We start from the raw sequence: 18960 nt of genomic DNA on the forward strand, positions 1-18960 counted from the left end.
CCCAGCGTGGTAAATGCAGTCCGTTGATTAAATCTCAGACTAATGTAGCCAGATTAGTACATCTGCCAAAATATTTACTGGCTGTTGGCGGTATTTAACAAGAATAAGTCCACATCCTCTTTACGGCACCTTCCGAATCCGGGTCATTTCAGTCCCGATTGTAGCAGGGACGATTCCGAAAATCGCCACGAAGGCCTGCTTAATATCCATGCGGTCAAATTTTAACGCATACTATTTTTATGTATATGGTTTTAGGATCCTACAGCCGGAAACGATGATCGGTGGCCAATCACCAGAAATAGGGATTTTCGGGCATTCGCGTCCGGCATCGATGCTTAACGGGTACGTCGCTCGCCAAACACTGGCTAAATGGTTCCGCCTGCAAAGGGTAGCCGTCGCCCCAACGAAACGTATCCTGCCGCCACCGCGGACAGGATACGTTTCGTTGGGCGCACGGACGGCCTATCCTCAACGGGCCTTGACGAAGGCCTGAACCGTCCACCGGTCGCCGTAAATTAGCGCGCAGCGATAAGTTCCGGCGGGGAGTGCCGCCACGTCCACCGTCACGGTCCATTCCGCTCCCAGTTTCTCGTAGGTGGTGCGGCGCAGTTGTTTCCCCGTAGCGTCGAAGATGCGTAGCTCGACCGGACCGCGGTGAGGGCTCTCCATAGCCAGCGTCAAGGCGTCGGCCACAGGATTGGGATACAGCACCAGGCCCGAACCAGCGGGTTCCGCATACTTCTTGCTCACCGTTTGGCTTACCGCCTTTTGGATCGCCATCCCTTTGCCACAGTCAGCCGCTAGCCCGCTACCGGAAGGAAGCTGGTTGACGGTTGAAATCTGAAGCTTATCCAGGCCCGTACCCGCCTCCCGGTTGGCAACGGTTACCGTGTGGTTGCCGGCCGCGAAATGGAAGCTAACGGGGGCGGTATCGTCGGTTAGCGCGTACCAGGCAAAACCGTCCGTCAGGAGTTGCTCGCCGTTTGCGGTTTTCCAGAACTTCATCCAGGAACCGCCGTCGACGCGCACCCAGAAGGAGTTGCTGCCGCTGTCCGGCGCGTCCAGCCGGAAGAAAGGGTAATATTTCCCGGTTTCCGGCACCGAAAGGTGGAACGTAAGTTGCTGAGTGGCATCATCCACCGTCGGCTCCAGGATCTGGTTACCGCTGCCGGATACGGTGTAGTTTCCCCCGGCGGCGGTCGGATCCGCCACGATTTTCCAGCCGGCACCCACCGTAGCGCACTCCGCCTCCACGGCAACCTCCTTCGAGGCCCCGAAGTAAGTGTCACAGGCGTCACCGATCCCGTCGTTGTCCGCGTCGGAGGTATCAAGGCTGTAGATCGTGGGGCAATTATCCTCCTGGTTGGTGACGTAGTCCGCCGGCTGCTCACAGGCTTCAATGGCATCATCCGGATCGCCCAGGCCATCGCCGTCCAGGTCGGCGTAGAAGGTGGGGAGTCGTTGATCGGGGTTGGCGATACGGGGGCAGGTATCGTCCACGTCCGCTATGCCGTCGTTGTCGCTGTCCAGCGCGGCATCGATGGACCGGATCACTACGGTCGTTTCATCCGCCAGTCCGTCGTTGTCCACCACCGTCAGGGTGACCGTATAGGTTCCGGCCGGGAAGGTGTTCTGACCGGCCGGGCCGGTGAATCCACCGGTCTCCCAGGTCCATAAATAGCGATCGATGGTTCCGTCGGTATCGTAGGAGGACGCGGCGTCGAGCGTTACCGTCAGGGGGGCCGCTCCTTCGAATTCGGCCGGGGCGATCGCCGCGGTGGGGGCGATCCGTAGCGCTCTCCCGCAGTTATCCGCCGCATCGCCCGTACCCTCGGGTATCGTCTCCGTCATGCTCAGGTGCAGCTTGTCCAATTGGGCGTTTCCTTCGCGGAAGGCTACTTCGATTACGTTGAGCCCCTTTACTAACGGAAGGGAGCCCGGCATGCGATTCCAGTGGAAGGCCGGCCCCTTGGTGACGCCACGCGACCAGGCTGTCCAGTTACCTCCGTTGACCCGAACCCAGAAACTGTCGCTATCGTTATCCGTGGCGCGTATCCTTCCGAACAGCTGATAGGTGCCCGCGGCCGCGTCCTCGATGAAAAAGCGCAGGTGGTCGGTATCGGTATTATCGGGTGCAAGATTGATGGACCTGCGCTCCGGCGCAAATACGTAGCTTCCCCGAGAGGCCTCCGCGTCCTCGACCGCCGTCCAGTACGCGCCCGGGATCGCACATTCCGCTTCGAGCCAGTAGCTGTCGCGGACGTTGACGGTCCCTTCGCAGGCGTCGCCGACACCGTTGGCATCGCCGTCAGCCTGGTCGGGATTGAAGGTCTGCGGACAGTTGTCCGTGTTGTCGGCCACGTAGCCGGCGGGCGCGCTACACGCCAGGATAAGCTGGTGGGGGTCGCCAAATCCATCGCCATCCGGGTCGGCAAAGTACCGGGTTTGGGCGCCGAGCGCGGGTGCGAAGGGGTCGCAATCGAGGGCATCCGTCACCCCGTCGTTGTCATCGTCGGGGTCACAGCTATCCCCCAGGCCGTCGCCATCGTAATCCGACTGGGTGGTATCATAGACATCCGGGCAACGATCGCCGGCACGGTCGGTGTATCCCGGGGGAGGGGTGCAAGCCGTCACGGAAGTCGCGGCATCCCCCCAGCCGTCGCCGTCGGTATCGGCGTAGAATACCCATAGTTCCTGATCGGGGTTATAGCGGGTAGGGCAGGAATCTTCCAGGTCGGTAATGCCGTCGCCGTCGGTGTCCGCCGTGGCGTCGAAGGCGGTTATCCGGACTTCGTCGGAATCCGCGGCACCGAATTCGTCGATGACCGTCAGGGTGATGGGGTAGGCTCCTACGGCCAGCGTTAGCGAAGGGGTCGCCCCGTTGGCGTACCCGCCGCCCGGCCAGGTCCATACGTAGGCGGCGATGTTGTCATCCGCATCCGAGGAATTCGTAGCGTCAAGTTGGACCAGTAGGGGTGCCGCGCCGGTGGTCGTACTGGCTACGGCCACGGCCTTCGGCCGCTGATTGGCCGACGCGCCGCAATTACCAGCCAGCTCGCCGACTCCTTCCGGGAGATCCGCCTCCGTGGTGAGGTACAGTTTATCGAGGCGGGCGTTTCCTTCGCGCCAGGCAATGTCGATGGTATTGTCACCGCCGCGGAGTTCGATCTGGTTCCGGTGGCGGTTCCAGTGAAACGTGCCGTCGGACAGGATGTCCCGGTACCAGGCCGTCCAGGCGCCACCATTGATGCGGTAGTAGTAGGAGTCGCTGTTCTGATTTGCGGCGCTGATTCGGCCGAACAGGAAATAGCTTCCGGCCCGCGCTTCCGGAATGTCGAAGCGAAGATGATTGGCCGGCACGTCGGCGGGAACCTCTTGCAGGTTGTTGTTACCCCGGGCATCCACGAAGGCCGATCCGGAGGCCGCGTCGTCGTAGTACACGTTCCACACGGTGCCTACCCGGGCGCATTCGGCTTCGAGCCAGTAGGCCGTTGCCGGCAGGGTATAGGCGCATACGTCACCGACGCCGTCACCGTCCTGATCCAGTTGATCGGGGTTGGCGGTCGTCGGGCAGTTGTCGCTATTGTCGGTTACGTAACCGGCGGGCTGTCGGCAGGCAAGGATGGCTTGTCCGGGGTCACCGAATCCGTCACCGTCTTGATCGGCGAAGTAGAGCTTAGGGGTAGTGATCAGCGGATCGAGCGGATCGCAGTCGTCCGCATCCACCACGCCGTCGTTGTCGTCGTCCTCGTCACAGCTATCTCCCAGGCCGTCATTATCCCGGTCGCTAAGATCGGTACTGTAGCGGTCCGGGCAATTATCCAGCTTGTTGCTCACGTAGTTCGGGAGCGGGAAGCAGGACGTCAGGGGCGCCGCGGGGTCGCCGTAACCGTCCCCGTCGGCATCAAGGTACAGGGTTTGCAGCTGCTGGTCGGGGTTGTACTGGGTGGGGCAGTTGTCGGCGCTATCGGCAATGCCGTCGCCATCCGCGTCGGCCACGGCTTCGCCTACGGTGACGTTCAGCGTAGTGGTACTTTGTGCCCCGTCGTCGTCGGTAACGGTGAGCGTAAGGAGGTAGGTGCCCGTTTCGAATACGACTACGCCACTGGGTCCGGATAGGCTACCGCCCGCCCAGCTCCACCGGTACTCCCGGATGCTTCCGTCCGCATCCGTGGATAAGGACCCATCCAAGGTAACCGCGAGGGGAGCGGTACCCACCGTCGGGGTGGCCGTGGCCGTGGCGACCGGTCCTACGTTTGGTCCGCTATCGGTGAGGCTGATGACCTCGAAGGCGGAGATTTTAGGCTGATCGGCGCCCCCCTGTGCGCGACGGCCATCGAAGTAGAGGTAAAAATAGCCGTCGGTATTCCGTACGTTGAATTCCTTGACGACCGCCCTGCCCGGACCGACATCCCGGAGGATATCGTAATTGTCCATGAGGCGTTGATTTTCGGCGACTACGTCGAAGACCCGCGTGCCCACGTCGCCGTTCCCGCCCCCGGGGGCATCCCAGTAAATTTCAGCAAAGTGAAGGCGTAGGCGGTATTCCCCGGGGGCGAGCGGGAAATAGTAGCGGACGTAGTAGGGGTCGCCGGAAGTGCGCTCGCTGCGGTAAATTTCGGGAAGGTTGACCCGGTCGTTCCGGTACGCATTGCCGTCGTAGTAGTAGCCGTCCGGCTCGAAGTAGACGCCATCGTGGTAAGTGCCGGGTCCGCCGGCGTTGATCCGCCGGGCGGGTCCGGTGGCGAGGCAGGCCGCGCCTTCATCGATCGTGCCGTTGCAGTTGTTGTCACGGCCGTCGCATTTTTCCGCGGCGCCGGGGTGGATGTCCGCGTCCGCGTCGTTACAGTCGGATCCGTTGCTGACGTAGCCGTCGGGGGCCTCACAGGCTTCCAGGGCCTGTTGGCTATCGCCGAAACCGTCGCTATCCGCGTCGCGATAGAAGCGGGAGGCCTCCCGTACGCCGACCGTCATTTCAGCGGAGACGAGCGCGCAGCCGGCCCGACCGCCCACCGTGTAGGTATACACCCCGCGCAATCCGGTAGCCGGGTCGAATTGATCGCCGACCGGCCGGTCGAGGAAGGCCCAGCTTCCGCCGGGCTGCGGATTCCCGCCGAGCGCCGCCAATCGCTCGAATAAGCTAAGCGGCCCCTCGCCGGCGCAAACAGTAATGGACCCACCCTCACCGGCACTCGGGGGCGTAAAGTCTTCCGTCACCGTAATGGACCGCTCCGTGGCGCAGCCGTCGCCGTAAACGGCGCGTACCGTATAGGTGCCGGGCTCCGTAACCCGTAGCCTGGCCCCTTTACCCAGCGCCCGTTGGCCGGCAAACCAAGTAAAGGTCGGATCGACCCCGGAACTCGCCGCGGTCAGTTCCACGGTGCTTACCGTACAGCTGAGGTAGGGGCGGTTAGCCGCGATGGTAAGGGGAGGCGCGCCCGTATAGTCCTCCGTGACCCGCACGGTCGACACCAATCCGCAGGCCCCCGTCGCGAGGGTAGCGGAGGTTAAGGAATACGTTCCGGGAACGGATACGATGGGGTTCGGAGCGGATGAGGTGAATCCCTGGGGCCCGGACCATTGGTATACGCCGCTCGCGGCAAAGCCGTTCAGGCGAACGCCGGCCCCCTGGCAGTAGATAACTTTGGGGCTGCCGTCGACGTTGGCGTTGACCTCGCAGCCCTGCCGGGTATTGGTGACCGTAAGCCGGAAAGCGGCACTGGCCGTCAGGGCGTTGTAGTCGGTGGCCGTAATGCGTAGTGCATACGACTGCCCGGCTGCGGTGAAGGGCGGCAGACTACGCAAGGCTCCGGTATTGGGGTCCACCGACATCCAATCCGGCAAGGGCCGGCCGTCGGCCAGCCGGCCGGTGAAGCGAAGCCGGTTGCCGGGGTAGCCCCGGTCGAAGACCTGCCCGATGGCGTAGACGTCTACCTCCCCGGGGTCCACCTGGCGGTCGGCCAGCGTTCCGGCCGTCGGTTTGCCCACCGGACGGATGTTCGTGATGTAGGCTACGTTGTCCTGCCAGTCGCAGTTGCCGCCGCCTTGCGCACAGCCGCTGCCAACGTAATCCTGCAGTACGATGTAGGCATTGGGCAGGATTCGTCCGGCGGAATCCCTTGCCTTATAGACCCGGACGCCCATGATTTCATTTTGGGAACCGTGGCCCGTCGACCGATACCCTTCGATGTAGATGAGGAAGGGCTCGCTGATCGTCCGGGCCCGGTCTCCGGCAATCTCCGTGCTCGTATTCGTGGCCCGGGGGAGCAGGGTGTTGTAGAAATAGGTGCCGTGGTTGTAGGACATATCCGCCACGATCCGGTCAAAGCGGTTGCGGAGTTGCATACGCGAACCGCTGGGTCCGTGGAAGGCACCGAGGTGGATCATGCGCACTTCCTGTGCCGGATCGGCCTGCTCGAAGTATCCCGAAAGAATGAGATCCCCCTCAAAACCGGCGTTCACCCGGTCAGCGGCGGGGCGATCCGAACTCGGACGGACGATCGGATTGCGGTTGATGTCGCGGCCCATTTCCGTTCCGAAGCCGAGGTTTTCAAAAATCTGCTGGTTGGAAAGCTCGTTGGCTCCTTCGGTGTAGGCCATGTAGCCACCCCGGAATTCGGTCAGGATCGCTCCGGCATTATCCGCGTTGGAAGTGATCCGGAGGGTGTCGTAATAGATTACTTTCGCCACGCCTTTCGGCTCGGAAGCCTTGAATACCCCGACGACGTCCCGGTAACTTCCCGGAGGCACCGCTAGCGGGCCGGCCAGACGGTCGAAACCGCTGACGCCGAAGCGGGCCGTGTCGCCTACAGTGATATCGGAAATCAGGAGGGGGGCGGTGCCATCGTTGTGAATGCGTACGGTAATGCGGTCGTTGGAGGCGGCGGGAATTCCGTTGATGATTTCGGGTTCTTTCGTGCGCTGAAAGGCGAAGAGGTCGTCGGAGGGGACGGACAAATTGGTCGTTTGCAGTTTACTCCTGTTTTCGATTCGAATGCGGGCGCCGGACGCGGGAGCTAGCGAAAACACCGTATCGGCTAGGGCGACGTTTCCGCGGCCATCCACCGCCCGGACCTTGAGTACATACCTATCTACTTCCGTGCCGGCTGCCTGGGTGAAAACCAGCGGCTCCTCATAGGCCTCGAAGGCCGCCCCGTTCAGGCTGTAGCGCAGGGAAATGATACCCGATCCCAGGGATCGGTCGCTAGCGGTAAGGCGCACCGTTGCCTGGCCGCGGTAATTGCCCGCGGCATCCCGGTTGCCATCGATTGTCGTGGTAATGGCCGGAGCTACGGTCGGGCCACTGAGTTGTTCCACCCGAAGATAGCTGATCTTGGTATTCCCCCAGGGACCTACGCCCACGTCGTCGAGGGTCAACTTACCGTCCACGACGGTCACCACGCCGGTGGCGGAAGTGATCATCTGCTCCGGCGTCGGGATGAAGTCGTCGATGAGGGTTTCTCCTTCCGCGCGGAGGGTGTGGCGGCTGTTGCGGAGCTTAGGGTCTCCGACGCCGACCTCTACGCGGTACCGTCCGTTGGGCAGGTCGAGCTCCCAGTGCCGGGGCATCGGCGGGTCAAGTTTTACGTTGTCCAGGACATTGAAGGACTGCAGGCGTTTGATTTCGTCGGAGCTGTCGTTCCGTACGCCCCGGGACTTTCCTTCCGCGTTGTCGAGGTTTTCCGCGGGTTGGCGGCTGGCGGGGTCGATCCAACCGAAGACGTGACCGCCCGGGCGGTAGCCATACGCATGGCCGTAGTCGGCGGTAAAGCTGGTGGGCGGATCGAAGGTCGCGTCCTGGAAGTTAATGTTTAGCCGGTAGACCCGATCCGCGCTGACCTCCGCGGTAAGCAACATACGAGCCGGCAGGTAGCCGGGGGCGCTTGCGGTAACGGTAGCGGCATACTTACCCGGGGAGAGGCCTAAACCGTTTACTCCGAAGCGGAGTACGTCTCCCGCCCGGGCTGATTGCGGCAGTACAACCCAGGGCTGGTCCGCCGAGAATACGAGCGCCGGGTTGGTGCGGGAGCCGGTAGCGGTTACGGGGTTGGCATAGGGGGGCGAGAGTTCACCCGGAGTAGCCGACACGAGGATTTCGGGTTCCGAAAAACGCAGCACCTGCGCCTCGTCGCCCGCTGGCTTCGCATTTTGCAGCAGGAAAACGTTGTCCTGGTAGTCCCCGTTGGTCGCCTCCTCGAAACAGATTAGGAAGGTATTCGGGAGTAGTACCCCCGCCCGGTCCCGGGCCGGATACACCCGGGTTCGGTGGAAATTATCGGCATTCAGGGGGTCGAGGGTATAGTCGAAGCGGTTGCGTTCCGGCAATCCGATGAACAGGCCGAATACGGAATCCCGGGGAGAAAAGGTCGTTCCACCGGATTCCAGTTTCGGAAAGAGCCGCTGGGCGTTGGGCAGGTCCGGGGCCAACGCACCGACGGTATGGCGGTTGACCGATGCCTCGTTCGTGTACCAACCGTAGGTCACGGCCCCGGCGGGGGAGTAGCGGGCGATAGGCGTGAGCGTCACGGCACCGGGGCCGGCGGCCTGGAAGCGCGGTGCCACGATCTCTTCACCCTGGGGCGTCGCTTCCACGTGGTTGGCAAGGCTGGTCCAGCCGACGTTCACTCCGTACCCTAACGTACGGAGTACGTCCTGCAAGGGGGGCTCCGCATCCCCTTCGAAGCCGGCCTTCTTCAGTGCGTGGAGGTTGACCGTGGTGGTAGATGCGGAAGGGCCGGTAAAGGAGAGAGACAGGGCGACCTCCTGGTAGCCGAGGTCGGCGAAATCAACGACCGGCGAGTAGGTGATCTCCAGGGGAATTGTTTCCCCCGGCGGCAGTTGTAAGCCGGTGGGATCCGCTAGCGTAAACTGATCGGCAAAGCGGCCGTCCAGGCGGAAGGAAGCCACCTCCACGGAGGTGCGGCCTTCGTTGCGCAGGCTAAGGGTAGTCGTGCTACTGCGGGGGCCGTCGCCGTTCACCGTTGCCTCGAAGATGACGTCCCGCGGGCGGGCCACGACGACCGCCGCGTTCGCGGGTTCCACGTTGCGGACCAGCACCACGATATCCTGGTAGTCAAAACCGGTGGTGGCCTGCTCGAAAGCCAGTAGGTAAGCGTGCTCCTCACCGGGGACGGGGTAAACCCGCAGGTGGCGCTTGACCGCGCTGTCGAAGGTGTTCAGGGAGGGATGTCCGTACACCACGCGGCCACTGGAGGCCGGCCAGAGGCTGTAGAATCCGAATGCCACCGGTCCGGGGTCGAAAGTTTGGTTTCCGCTTACTTTGGGTTGAATGGTCTGTCCGTTATCCGCCACCGAATTGCTTACCGTGAAGAGGGGAATGGTTTGTGAGGGGGTATTGCTCTCGTACCAGCCGAAGGCTACGATCGGATCCACGGATTCGTTTTCGAAGACGCCGAGCACTTCGAGTTCGACGGGGCCGTCGGAGGCACGTTGGAAGGACGACAGGTCAACCTCGTCACCGAGGAGCTGATCGTAAGTGCCGCCCGCCAGGTCGATGGGGCTGGTCAGTGGGTCCCGGTCCCCGACATCGATAGGTAAACGGTGGACATTAACGATTTGCTGAAGCGAGGGCTGCTGCCCCGTCTCGCTACCCTGGCGTCCGAGACCGCTCAGCGCTACGACTACCGGTCGGGCATTCACTCCCGTAACGGTCAGGGTCGAAAATTTCACGCCGCTCGAGGTGGGGCGGAAAAGGAGATCGACGGACGCCGAGTTGTTGGGGGGCAGGTTAGCGGAGAGTGCTGCTGCATCCAGTGAGAATTGGCTTGCATCGGACCCGGAGAGGGTCACCGTCGCCCCTTCGAGCGCGGCGTTTCCGACGTTGGCGACGTACACCGTGATCCGGACGGAGTCGCCTACCCGGGCGTCGGTCGTGATCGCTTCCGGGCTAAGGGTGATGGCCGGCTGGGCGGTGGCCTGATTGCCGGGCTTGAGCAGGACGATGGTACCCGTTCCGAAGTCCGATACGTACAGGTTCCCGGTTTCGGGATCTTCCACGAGGTCCAGGGGGTCGGTGAAGCCGGTGAAGCCCGGGATGCCGATTTTTTCGGTACGAATGTCTCCGTTCGGCCCGTCGGGGATCAGCGCGATCAGGTCGCTTCCCCCGCTGTACCGGCAGACGAGCAGGGCGCCCTGCAACTTTCCGTTTTCTGCGTTGCTGCGGTATTCGATCACCCCGTTCGGAGATTTGTTAAAGGCGAAGTCGTAAGCCGCTCCCCGGTAGTTGGCATCCTGGACTACACCGGCCGGGTAGGTCGATACATCCTGCGATCCGCGGTTCATGACGAATTCGCCGCGCAGGGGGTTGGGGTGGCCGTAGTAGCCCCGGCTGCGGCTGGGGTCGATCCGGAAGAGCCAGTCCCGTTGCGAATTATTGCCCAGTACTCCCGGAACGATCGGGTAGTTGCCACTCGGATGGGCGCTGGAATAGAGGCTACCGTCTGGTCGTCGGGTGCCGTCGATGGACGCGGGGGAGTTACTGCCGGCCGCGGTACCGTTGGCGGGGATGTAGAGCTGACCGTTGGAATGCCATACCAGATCGTAGGCGTTGCGTATGCCGGTGGCGAACAAGGTCAGGGGCGCATCAAGGTAGAAGGGATTATAGGTTCCGTCGTCCGGGAATAGCTGGTCGTTTTCCGTGTAGGTGCCGCTTCCACTTCCGAGCCGTGGATTTTGGGGGTCCGCTTGATTGATGGCCGCGGCGTCCATGGTTGTTTTGGCGTCGAGGGGCCATTCGCTTTCCGGCAATTTATCGAGGTCCAGTCGCAGGGCGGCGGCGGATAACAAGCGTTCGCGCCGGTTTCCCCATGCGTTGTCCGGGGCCCCGCCGGCGCTATTGCTGCCCTGCAGGAAGTATAGCACCCGCTGCTCCCCCGGCCGGAAGGCGATGCTGTTCGTGAGGTGATCGCGGCGGGAACGGGGTAAACGGGTGACTACGAGGTCCTCTTTTTCGAGGTTCGGTCCGGACAGCCGGCTGAGTTTTCCGTCCCACGCCGGCGCATTATTGAGTCCGCCGGAGCAGTGGGTGACGAAGGCGACCAGGTTCGAAGCCGTTGCGGTGGGGGAGAAGGTGAACCCGACGGCGGAGCGCAGGCCATAGGTGTCGGTCAGCACGGTCAGCGTTTGCCGGTTCAGGAGCTCCCCGGCGGGGCCCATTTCCCACCGGTCGATTTCCCCCGTGATGGCGAGGGCGTAGAATTTACCGTCCGGGCCGATGGTCAGCGAGGTGTAGTTTCCGCCCGTGGCCACGGCTCCGGCGGAGGTGAAGGCGACCTGGTCCAGGTTGCTGCCGGTGACTCCGCCGCTACCCCCGGTGGTGAAGGTCGAATGGAAGAGTTCGAAGGGGGCCCCGGTAAGGTCAGTGACCCCTTCGATCGTGAAGCGGTAATCCGTATTGGCCTCAAGTGGAAGAAGGGGGGTGAGATTGATGGCATCGCCGCCGCCGGTGCCGTTGACGGTGGCCGGCACGCGGGCGCCCCCCGGCAATTTCGTGAGGTAGACCGTGGATGGCGTGATGCGCTCGTTGGCTACCCCGTAGATGCCGTCGAAGGCATTGGGCAGGGCCAGCGCATTCGCGGAAATGGAAACGTTAGTGGATACCCCCTGGCTGCCCGACGGGGGAAATACCCCCGTTACCCGGGGCTGCCCGGGCGCGCTAGCTTCTACGGAGAGGGATACCGAGACCTCTGCGGCGGCGTACCCAGGCGCGGTAGCGATCAGGTTGGTCTGGTAGGTGCCGACGGCCAGTCCGGACCGAATGCCGATCGTAAACTGACCGGTAGCCGTGAGGGCGGGGTAGATGAGCCAATCGCCTGCGTGGGGATCATCCGACAGGGTGATCAGCGGTTGGCTTCCGTCGGCGGTCGATAAACCGATCAAGGCGGTCGGGGCGGGGCCCGTTCCCTTTTCAACGAAATTGATGTTTGCCCGGTCAAAGGAAAGCGTCGCGGTCGACTGTGCGGTTACCCGTTGCGGGACGAACAGGAAAGGCAATACAAACCCAAGGGCCGTAAGGTAAAGTGTATTCATTGTGTTGTCGAGTGTCGCTCTGGGGTGAGCTGGAAATGAACCAATCAAGCAAAACCGGCGATCAGCACCGGATGGATAAAAGCATAGTGTACCGCTACCGATATCAAGGATCGGTAGCGGATATCTTCCAGGTTCTAGGTAGGTGGGCTCCCTACGTCATGCTAGCCTCCGCACCAGAAAATTGCCGGATTGCGGAAACTAGGCATTCGGCGACGCGTAGGGGTGGTGAGCCAAAAAGCCCGGGGGCTAAACGTGTAGGTAGTGTTGCGTAAGCGCGATCGTGTACAATATTACAAGATAAAGGTAAGTAGCCTTCCGGCATTGAGCGTGTTAAATTACAAAAATATACGTTTCAACATTCGGTCGTGGTTTTGGGCAGTTCCTTTCTCTTTGCCGGTGGGAGACGGGCCTATTGAAACTGGAATAGGTACCGCTTCTTCTTCCCGTTTTCCACCATCAGGTAACGATCGTGCAGGAGATCGGTAGCGGCCACTTCGGCTTCTGCTTCCCCGATCTTTTCTTTGTTGACCGCGATGGCATTCCCCTGGATTGCGCGCCGGGCCTCGCTCTTGCTGGCCGTGACGTCGCTGTGGTCGGAAAGCAGGTCGACAAGGGCAACCGGCAGGATCGCCCGGTCGACGCTGAAGGTGGGAATGTTCCCGCTGAGGGCCCGGAACGCCTGGCTGTCGAGCGCCTGGAGGTCCTCCGGCGTGGCGCCCCGGCCCCACAGCAGATTGGTTACCCGTTGGGCGGTCTGTAATCCTCCCTCCCCGTGAATGCGCTCCGTCAACTCGGCGGCCAGGGCGGTTTTGATCTCGGTCACTTCCCGGTAACGGTCCTCCCCGCCGAGGTGGGCATCTACGGTGGCACAGTCAGCCAGGATCGCTTCCCTGTCGCGGAGGGAGAAGTATTTCAGGTACTTCGCCACGTCCGCGTCGTCCGTCCGGAGCCAGAACTGATAAAAATCATAGGGGCTGGTCAATTCGGGATCCAGCCAGATATTGCCCTCCGCGCTCTTGCCGAACTTGCTGCCGTCGGCCTTGGTGAGCAGGGGGGTGGTGACCGCGTAGGCCTTTTCCTCCAGGTTGCGGCGCACGAATTCGGTTCCGCTGGTGATGTTGCCCCACTGGTCCGAACCGCCCATCTGCACGCTTACGCCCCGCTCCCGGAACAGTTTCTGGAAGTCGTAGCCCTGTAGCAGCTGGTAGCTGAACTCGGTAAAGGACAGGCCGGTCTCCAGTCTGGTTTGTACGCTGTCCTTGCTCAGCATGTAGCTGACGGTGAGCGTCTTCCCCACCAGGCGCAGGAAGTCCAGAACGTTCATGTCCTTGTAGAAATCCAGGTTGTTGACGATCGTAGGTTGTTTACCGGCTTCCGCTACGGCCGTAGCACCCGCGCCCGGCGCCCTGGTTCCCCTGGCAAACAGGCGCTGCATCTGCTCCTGCTGGTGGGCGAGGTTGCGGTCCAGTTCGTCGTAGGTTTTCAGGTCCCGCTCCTGTTCTTTGAAGCTGGGGTCGCCGATGCGCCCGGTGGCACCGCCGAAGAGGACGACGGCTTCGTGCCCGGCCCGCATCCAGTGGAGCAGCAGCATCACCTGGACGTAGTTGCCGATGGTGAGCGAGGGGGCGGTGGGGTCGAAGCCGATGTAGCCACGCCGGGGCGCTTCCTGCAGGTGTTCGCGGATGCCCGGGGTGAGCTGGTGCAGCATGCCGCGCCATTCGAGTTCGGCGATAAAATCCATGGGGTAGGGGTTGCGGGGTCGGTTATGAGCGCGCAAATATAGCATCCTGCCGCAAGCCCGTGTTTTTATGGGCGCGCTCCCGATAGCGATCGGGAAAGGAGCAAGGCCGCCGACGTGAGACTGGGGGTTTTGGCTTTATCTTCGCGACCCATGAATCTGCCCTTATTCCTGGCGCGGGGTGTTGCCAAGGGCGGCGGTCAGTCGATCAGCCGTACCATTATCGCCATTGCCGTCGTGGCCGTGGCCATCTCCATGGCTACCATGGTACTCGCCAGCGCCCTGATCTCCGGCTTCAAGTCGGAAATATCGGTCAAGATATTCGGCTTCTGGGGGCACGTGCACATAACGGAGGAGAAGGCCGCCAACGACATTATGCTCACGGCCGAGTACCCGATCAGCAGCCAACAGGATTTTTATCCGAGCCTGGAGGAGATCGGTCCCATCACCTACCGCGATTTCGAAAACCCTTTCGGTGACAATACCTCCGAACTCCGCACTACCCAGGGGGGGATCCGGCACATCCAGCAGTTCATTCTCCTGCCGGGCATCGTGTCGGCGTTCCAGGAGGGGGAGCGGCTGGCGAGTACCGAGCCATTGATTCTGAAGGGGATCGCTCCGGATTTCGCGTGGGAGGATTTCGGCCAGTACCTCATCGAGGGGCAGCGCCTGGAGGTAGTGCCCGATACGACCTCTCGGGAAATACTGATCTCGAATTCCACCGCCAAACGCCTGCGGCTCGGCGTCGGGGATCGCCTCGATTTCGTTTACTTCAGCGGGCTACGCGAGGAGAAGAGTCGGGCCTTTACCGTGCGCGGTATCTATAAGACGGGCCTGGAGGAGTACGACAGCAAATTTGCCCTGGTAGACATCAAGCAGCTACAGGGGCTCCTTAATTGGGCGCCCGACCAGATTGGCGGCTTCGAGGTGATCGTGGACGATATCGACGACCTGGAGGCTTTTTCCAATTATATCCACTACGACGTGCTTCCCCAGAATTTGTACGCCGACAGCATCCGCAATAAGCTTCACGAGCTGTTCAACTGGCTGGATATCCAGGATTATAACGGTATCATCATCCTTATCCTAGTCGTACTGGTCGCCATCATCAACATGATGACGGCCCTACTGATCCTGATCCTGGAGCGGACCAACATGATCGGCACCCTGAAGGCGCTCGGCCAGGACAACTGGAACATCCGGAAAATATTCCTGTACTACGCCGCCTTTATCGTCGTGGTGGGGTTGTTGCTCGGTAATCTCATTGGATTGGGGCTGGCGTGGGCGCAAAAAACCTTTGGCATCGTTACGCTGGACGAAGAAAGCTATTACCTCTCGGTTGCGCCCATCAAGTTGGAATGGATCACCATCCTGGGCCTTAACCTGGGTACCTTTGCCGTGACGCTGCTCTTCCTCGTGCTGCCCTCCTATTTGGTTACGAAGATTGATCCCGTCAAGGCGATTCGCTTTAAATAGGAGCGGACACTATTCGGGAATCCACACCAGCAATCCGCTGGGCACCCGGGGTTCGAAACGGGTGCTCTTCGGGGGGAGGGTTTTGCCGGCCTGCACTTCGGAGAAAAAGCGGTCGCGGGTAATCGGTTTACCCAGGAACTTGGCCCGCCCGTGGTGGTCAGGGCTGAAATAAACTTCGCCGGCCAGTACCGCGGGCGGGTCGAGCGATTCGAATCGGCGGTCGGTGCGCGTATCCGTAATGCCGAAGACCTCGGGCAGGACGACCTGGTTGAGCCAGCCCGGATCGGTATCGGATACGGAGGTGTCCCGGCGGGTCAGATGGTAATGTACCCCCCGGTAACTGTACAACCATTGCCCGCTCGAGGCCACCAACCGGGGCCGGTCCAGCCTTTCACAGAAAAAGTGTTTTCCTAATTCCGCTAGCAGGGCTTCCGGCTCGCGGTCTTGCACGTCGATCACCCGCAGGAAGGTGCCGATGGTGAGGCGATCCGCGCCTGCTACGACGACGGGGATGTACTGAAATTCCTTGAGGCCGTCGGCCGCGAGGGCCGCGTGGGTGTACGCCCGGTGGTGGCCGTCGGCAATGACCAGGGGGCCGGGCAGCGCGACCGGCCGCCGTAGGGCGACGGGGGAAGCGGATAGCCGATAAATATGATTTTCACCGTAAAAGATGACCTGCCGGTCGCTGTCGTCCAGCGATTTGGGCGGTTCGAGGGTGCCGAGCGTCGGTACGGTGAGCAGGACCGGCTTACCCAGGGCACCACGATCGGCGGTCACCATCCGTTGCTGTCTCTCGAGCCGGGCGCTCAGGGTGCGTTCGTGGGGAAGCACGGTGCCATCGTGGAAAGCCGAAGCTGGCAGTAGCCCGCATATGGCGGTGATTTGGTGGCCACTTTCGCCGTTGCGTACGCTGAGGACGGGCCATCGCGCGCCTTCGGTAGCGACGAAGGGAAAAGGATGGAGCCCGCGGATTCCGTTGCGGGTTACCGGTAAGGCTTCGGTAATGCCCGGTGGTAGGTGATAGTAGCGGGGAAAGGGTAAGAGCTGGGGCATAGGCAATGGGACCGGCAAAATAAGTCTTGGCGGACAAACTGCTAAACAACGCAATGGCATCTGCTTCCCCCCCTTCCCGGGCGGGCGGCAAAAGCCGGTGCCGGGAAAAGAGAAAGGCGTGGCACGAGTGCCACACCTTTCCTGAACTAAACCCCAGTTATAAAAAATCTTGATGGTTGCGGCGTTATGCCGGCGAACTGATGCAATATACGTGGTTTACTCCGATAATATTGCAGCCTGGTACAAACTTTAACTTTACAACCCCATGAACGTGGGGTAGGGAAAATTAGTTTGCCTAGCCCTCCGTTTCGGCACCAAAATCGAAGAGGAGACTGAAGCGAAGCGTATTGTCGAGGGGGTTACGCTGGTTGCTGGTGGGCACCAGGTAGCTCAGATTAATACCGAAGATGTTGTACTTCAGTCCGAGACCGGCGGTAAGGTAGCGGCGACCGCCCTTGGTACCGTCTTCGTGGAAATAGCCGGCCCGGACGGCGAATTGCTGGGCGTACCAATATTCCGCACCTACCGACCAGGTGAACTCCCGTAGTTCTTCGCCAAAACCATCGGGCGCGTCGCTGAAGCTGGTGAGGATACCGGAGATGGGGGAGAGGTCGTCAACCTCGGTTTGGGTGCGGGTGCAGTTGGTTGCTCCGTCCGGGCAGGGGGTGGGAACCAGCAGTTTATTCGTTTCCCCGGTGATCGTGATCTGGTTGTACTGATCCAGGTTCATGGTGTAGGCAACGCCTACGCCGAGGTTAGCGGGGAGGAAGTCGCGGATGGTATCGAGGGTGTAGGAAATTTTGCTTCCGATATTGGTTATGGCACCACCGATGGCCAGGATGTTCCCGCTGGGACCGATGGGCTCGCTGCGGTAGCTGACGCCTAGGTCGGCGGCGACGGACTGGCCGGCTTCGATGACCTGGCCGTTGACCTCCTGGCCTGCCGCCAGATTGGAGTTGATGTATTTGGCAGTGATCGACAGGCCCAAATTCGGGGTAAGCCGGCGGGCGTAGGCTGCCGCGAACTCGAATTCGTTGGGCTTGCCAGTACCCAGGCTTTCTCCTCTGATATCGGTGTACAAAATGTCACCCAGGCTGAAATAGCGGAGACTGGCTCCGATCGTCTGGTTCTCGTCCAACTGTTTGAATCCGGAGAGGTAAGCTAGGTAGACGTCGTTCAGTCCCAGGGCCTGCAGCCAGGGGGTATAGGTAGCGCTTAGCGCGGTCTCCTGGTCGGTAAAGGCCAGGCGGCTGGCGTTGTAGTGCATGGCGTTGGCGTCCGGGCTGAGTGCCACGCCGGCGTCGCCCATTGCGGCGCCGCGGGCATCCGGGGTGATGCGGAGAAAGGGAACGGCGGAAACGACGGTATTCACGCAAGGGCCGCCCGTGCCGGGAGCAACGTTACCATCCGGGCCGGTCACGCAGGCGGTACGCCCCTGTGCGTAAAGGGCAGGGGAGAGCCCACCCAACAGCAGGAGGGCGAGAAGCTTAGGGAAGAGTTGTTGCATAGGTTGACAAAGATTCACATGCATGGGGGTAGCGGTCGACTACTCCTGATGAGGTTTAAGGCAATGGTAACGCGGTCAGGATGCCGCTTATTTTATCTTCCGGGGGGCAAGCGACCCTCCGGGGGAAAATCGGTGCAAAAGTAGGGCAGGCTATTCACAACCGATCGGCATTTTCGTTAAAGGGGTATGCAATCCCGATATTACCTGCTCCTGCTTGCCGCGTGGCTGCTGAATGCACCGGCCGCGGCCCAACTGGAATACCATCCCTACTTCGGACTATTCTCCGGCGATGCTCAAATCAGCCTCATCGGTGACGACGACGGCGTGGACGTATTCGATGGGCAGCGGTACGCCGTTGGCTTAGACGTTCTGGTGGGAGCGGGGCAATTGGCGCCCAGCGTGGGGTTGCTGTTCCGGCCGGGCCGCTACGAAAGCCCCACGGCCGAACCCTTCAGCCGGCACCGATTACAACTTCCGCTGGGATTGGCCTACCGGGTGCTCCCGCCGGCTTTCGATATCAACCTGGTGCCCTCGGTAGCCATCATTCCCGGTTTGGCACTCGGGGATGGGGTGGGGGAAGACCGGTCGGTGGATTGGAGCGGCCGGATCGGGATTCGATTATGTATCGATTGGTTTACCTGCGGGGCGCACTACTTCCGGACGTTTACGGATCCCTTCCCCGGCGGCGAACACGAAGCGGGCCGGGTGCTATATACGGTAGGCGCCCGCTTTTAGGCAATCCGTCCGCTTCGGCGCCGAATTGCGCCCAGGAGTGTTACCTTGTCGCCGGGCTAAGCGCCAATTGCCGCTGAACTTGCGCAAGTAAACCTTTCGGGCTTTCTTTGCGGCCGCATTTATTCACAAAAGCCACCATTCTACCATGGCAAGTATTGAAGAGAAAGTAAAGCAGATCATCGTTGACAAGCTCGGCGTTGACGAATCCGAAGTGACCCGCGACGCGAGTTTCCAGAATGACCTGGGCGCCGATTCGCTCGACACCGTCGAACTCATCATGGAGTTCGAAAAAGAATTCGACATCAGCATCCCGGACGAGCAGGCGGAGAACATCCAGACCGTCGGCCAGGCGATTACTTATTTAGAAAGCAGCGTGGACAAGTAACTTTTTCCTCCTGCGTTC

7 protein-coding genes are annotated in these 18960 nt (G+C 61.3%); 3 read left to right on the forward strand and 4 right to left on the reverse strand.

Translation table 11 applies throughout. From position 1 onward, the window contains the following. Nucleotides 1–468 precede the first annotated feature (468 nt). Nucleotides 469–12048 (reverse strand): PKD domain-containing protein, encoded by an 11580-nt coding sequence (locus tag CLV84_RS07400; RefSeq protein ID WP_104419076.1) that lies wholly within the window; start codon nt 12046–12048, stop codon nt 469–471. A gap of 409 nt (nt 12049–12457) precedes the next feature. Further along, the gene (tyrS, locus tag CLV84_RS07405) at nt 12458–13789 is read right to left on the reverse strand and encodes a tyrosine--tRNA ligase (RefSeq protein WP_104419077.1); all 1332 of its coding nucleotides are present in this window, start codon (nt 13787–13789) and stop codon (nt 12458–12460) included. 150 nt (nt 13790–13939) lie between these two features. Between tyrS and CLV84_RS07410 the strand changes: the two genes are divergently transcribed. Further along, nucleotides 13940–15262, forward strand: coding sequence for an ABC transporter permease (locus CLV84_RS07410; protein WP_104419078.1), 1323 nt, complete (start codon nt 13940–13942; stop codon nt 15260–15262). A 9-nt stretch (nt 15263–15271) separates the two neighbouring features. On the opposite strand, the gene CLV84_RS07415 is transcribed toward CLV84_RS07410, so the two are convergent. Continuing rightward, nucleotides 15272–16315, reverse strand: a complete 1044-nt coding sequence (locus CLV84_RS07415) for a DUF1015 family protein (RefSeq protein WP_170067606.1) — start codon at nt 16313–16315, stop codon at nt 15272–15274. Between the two features lie 295 nt (nt 16316–16610). Beyond that, nucleotides 16611–17822, reverse strand: coding sequence for a type IX secretion system outer membrane channel protein PorV (porV, locus tag CLV84_RS07420; RefSeq protein ID WP_146088742.1), 1212 nt, complete (start codon nt 17820–17822; stop codon nt 16611–16613). Between the two features lie 186 nt (nt 17823–18008). On the opposite strand from porV, the gene CLV84_RS07425 reads away from it, so the two are divergent. Next, nucleotides 18009–18557, forward strand: a complete 549-nt coding sequence (locus CLV84_RS07425) for a hypothetical protein (RefSeq protein ID WP_104419080.1) — start codon at nt 18009–18011, stop codon at nt 18555–18557. 145 nt (nt 18558–18702) lie between these two features. Further along, nucleotides 18703–18942 carry an acyl carrier protein gene (locus tag CLV84_RS07430; RefSeq protein ID WP_104419081.1) on the forward strand — a complete coding sequence of 80 codons (240 nt, stop codon included), beginning with the start codon at nt 18703–18705 and terminating at the stop codon, nt 18940–18942. The last annotated feature ends 18 nt before the right edge of the window (nt 18943–18960 follow it).

This window comes from Neolewinella xylanilytica (assembly GCF_002934605.1).
Lineage (GTDB): Bacteria > Bacteroidota > Bacteroidia > Chitinophagales > Saprospiraceae > Neolewinella > Neolewinella xylanilytica.

Excerpts from the sequence above, each read along its gene's own strand:
- CLV84_RS07400 (WP_104419076.1), bottom strand. The coding sequence starts at position 12,048 with ATGAATACACTTTACCTTACGGCCCTTGGGTTTGTATTGCCTTTCCTG.
- tyrS (WP_104419077.1), bottom strand. The coding sequence starts at position 13,789 with ATGGATTTTATCGCCGAACTCGAATGGCGCGGCATGCTGCACCAGCTC.
- CLV84_RS07410 (WP_104419078.1), top strand. The coding sequence starts at position 13,940 with ATGAATCTGCCCTTATTCCTGGCGCGGGGTGTTGCCAAGGGCGGCGGT.
- CLV84_RS07415 (WP_170067606.1), bottom strand. The coding sequence starts at position 16,315 with ATGCCCCAGCTCTTACCCTTTCCCCGCTACTATCACCTACCACCGGGC.
- porV (WP_146088742.1), bottom strand. The coding sequence starts at position 17,822 with ATGCAACAACTCTTCCCTAAGCTTCTCGCCCTCCTGCTGTTGGGTGGG.
- CLV84_RS07425 (WP_104419080.1), top strand. The coding sequence starts at position 18,009 with ATGCAATCCCGATATTACCTGCTCCTGCTTGCCGCGTGGCTGCTGAAT.
- CLV84_RS07430 (WP_104419081.1), top strand. The coding sequence starts at position 18,703 with ATGGCAAGTATTGAAGAGAAAGTAAAGCAGATCATCGTTGACAAGCTC.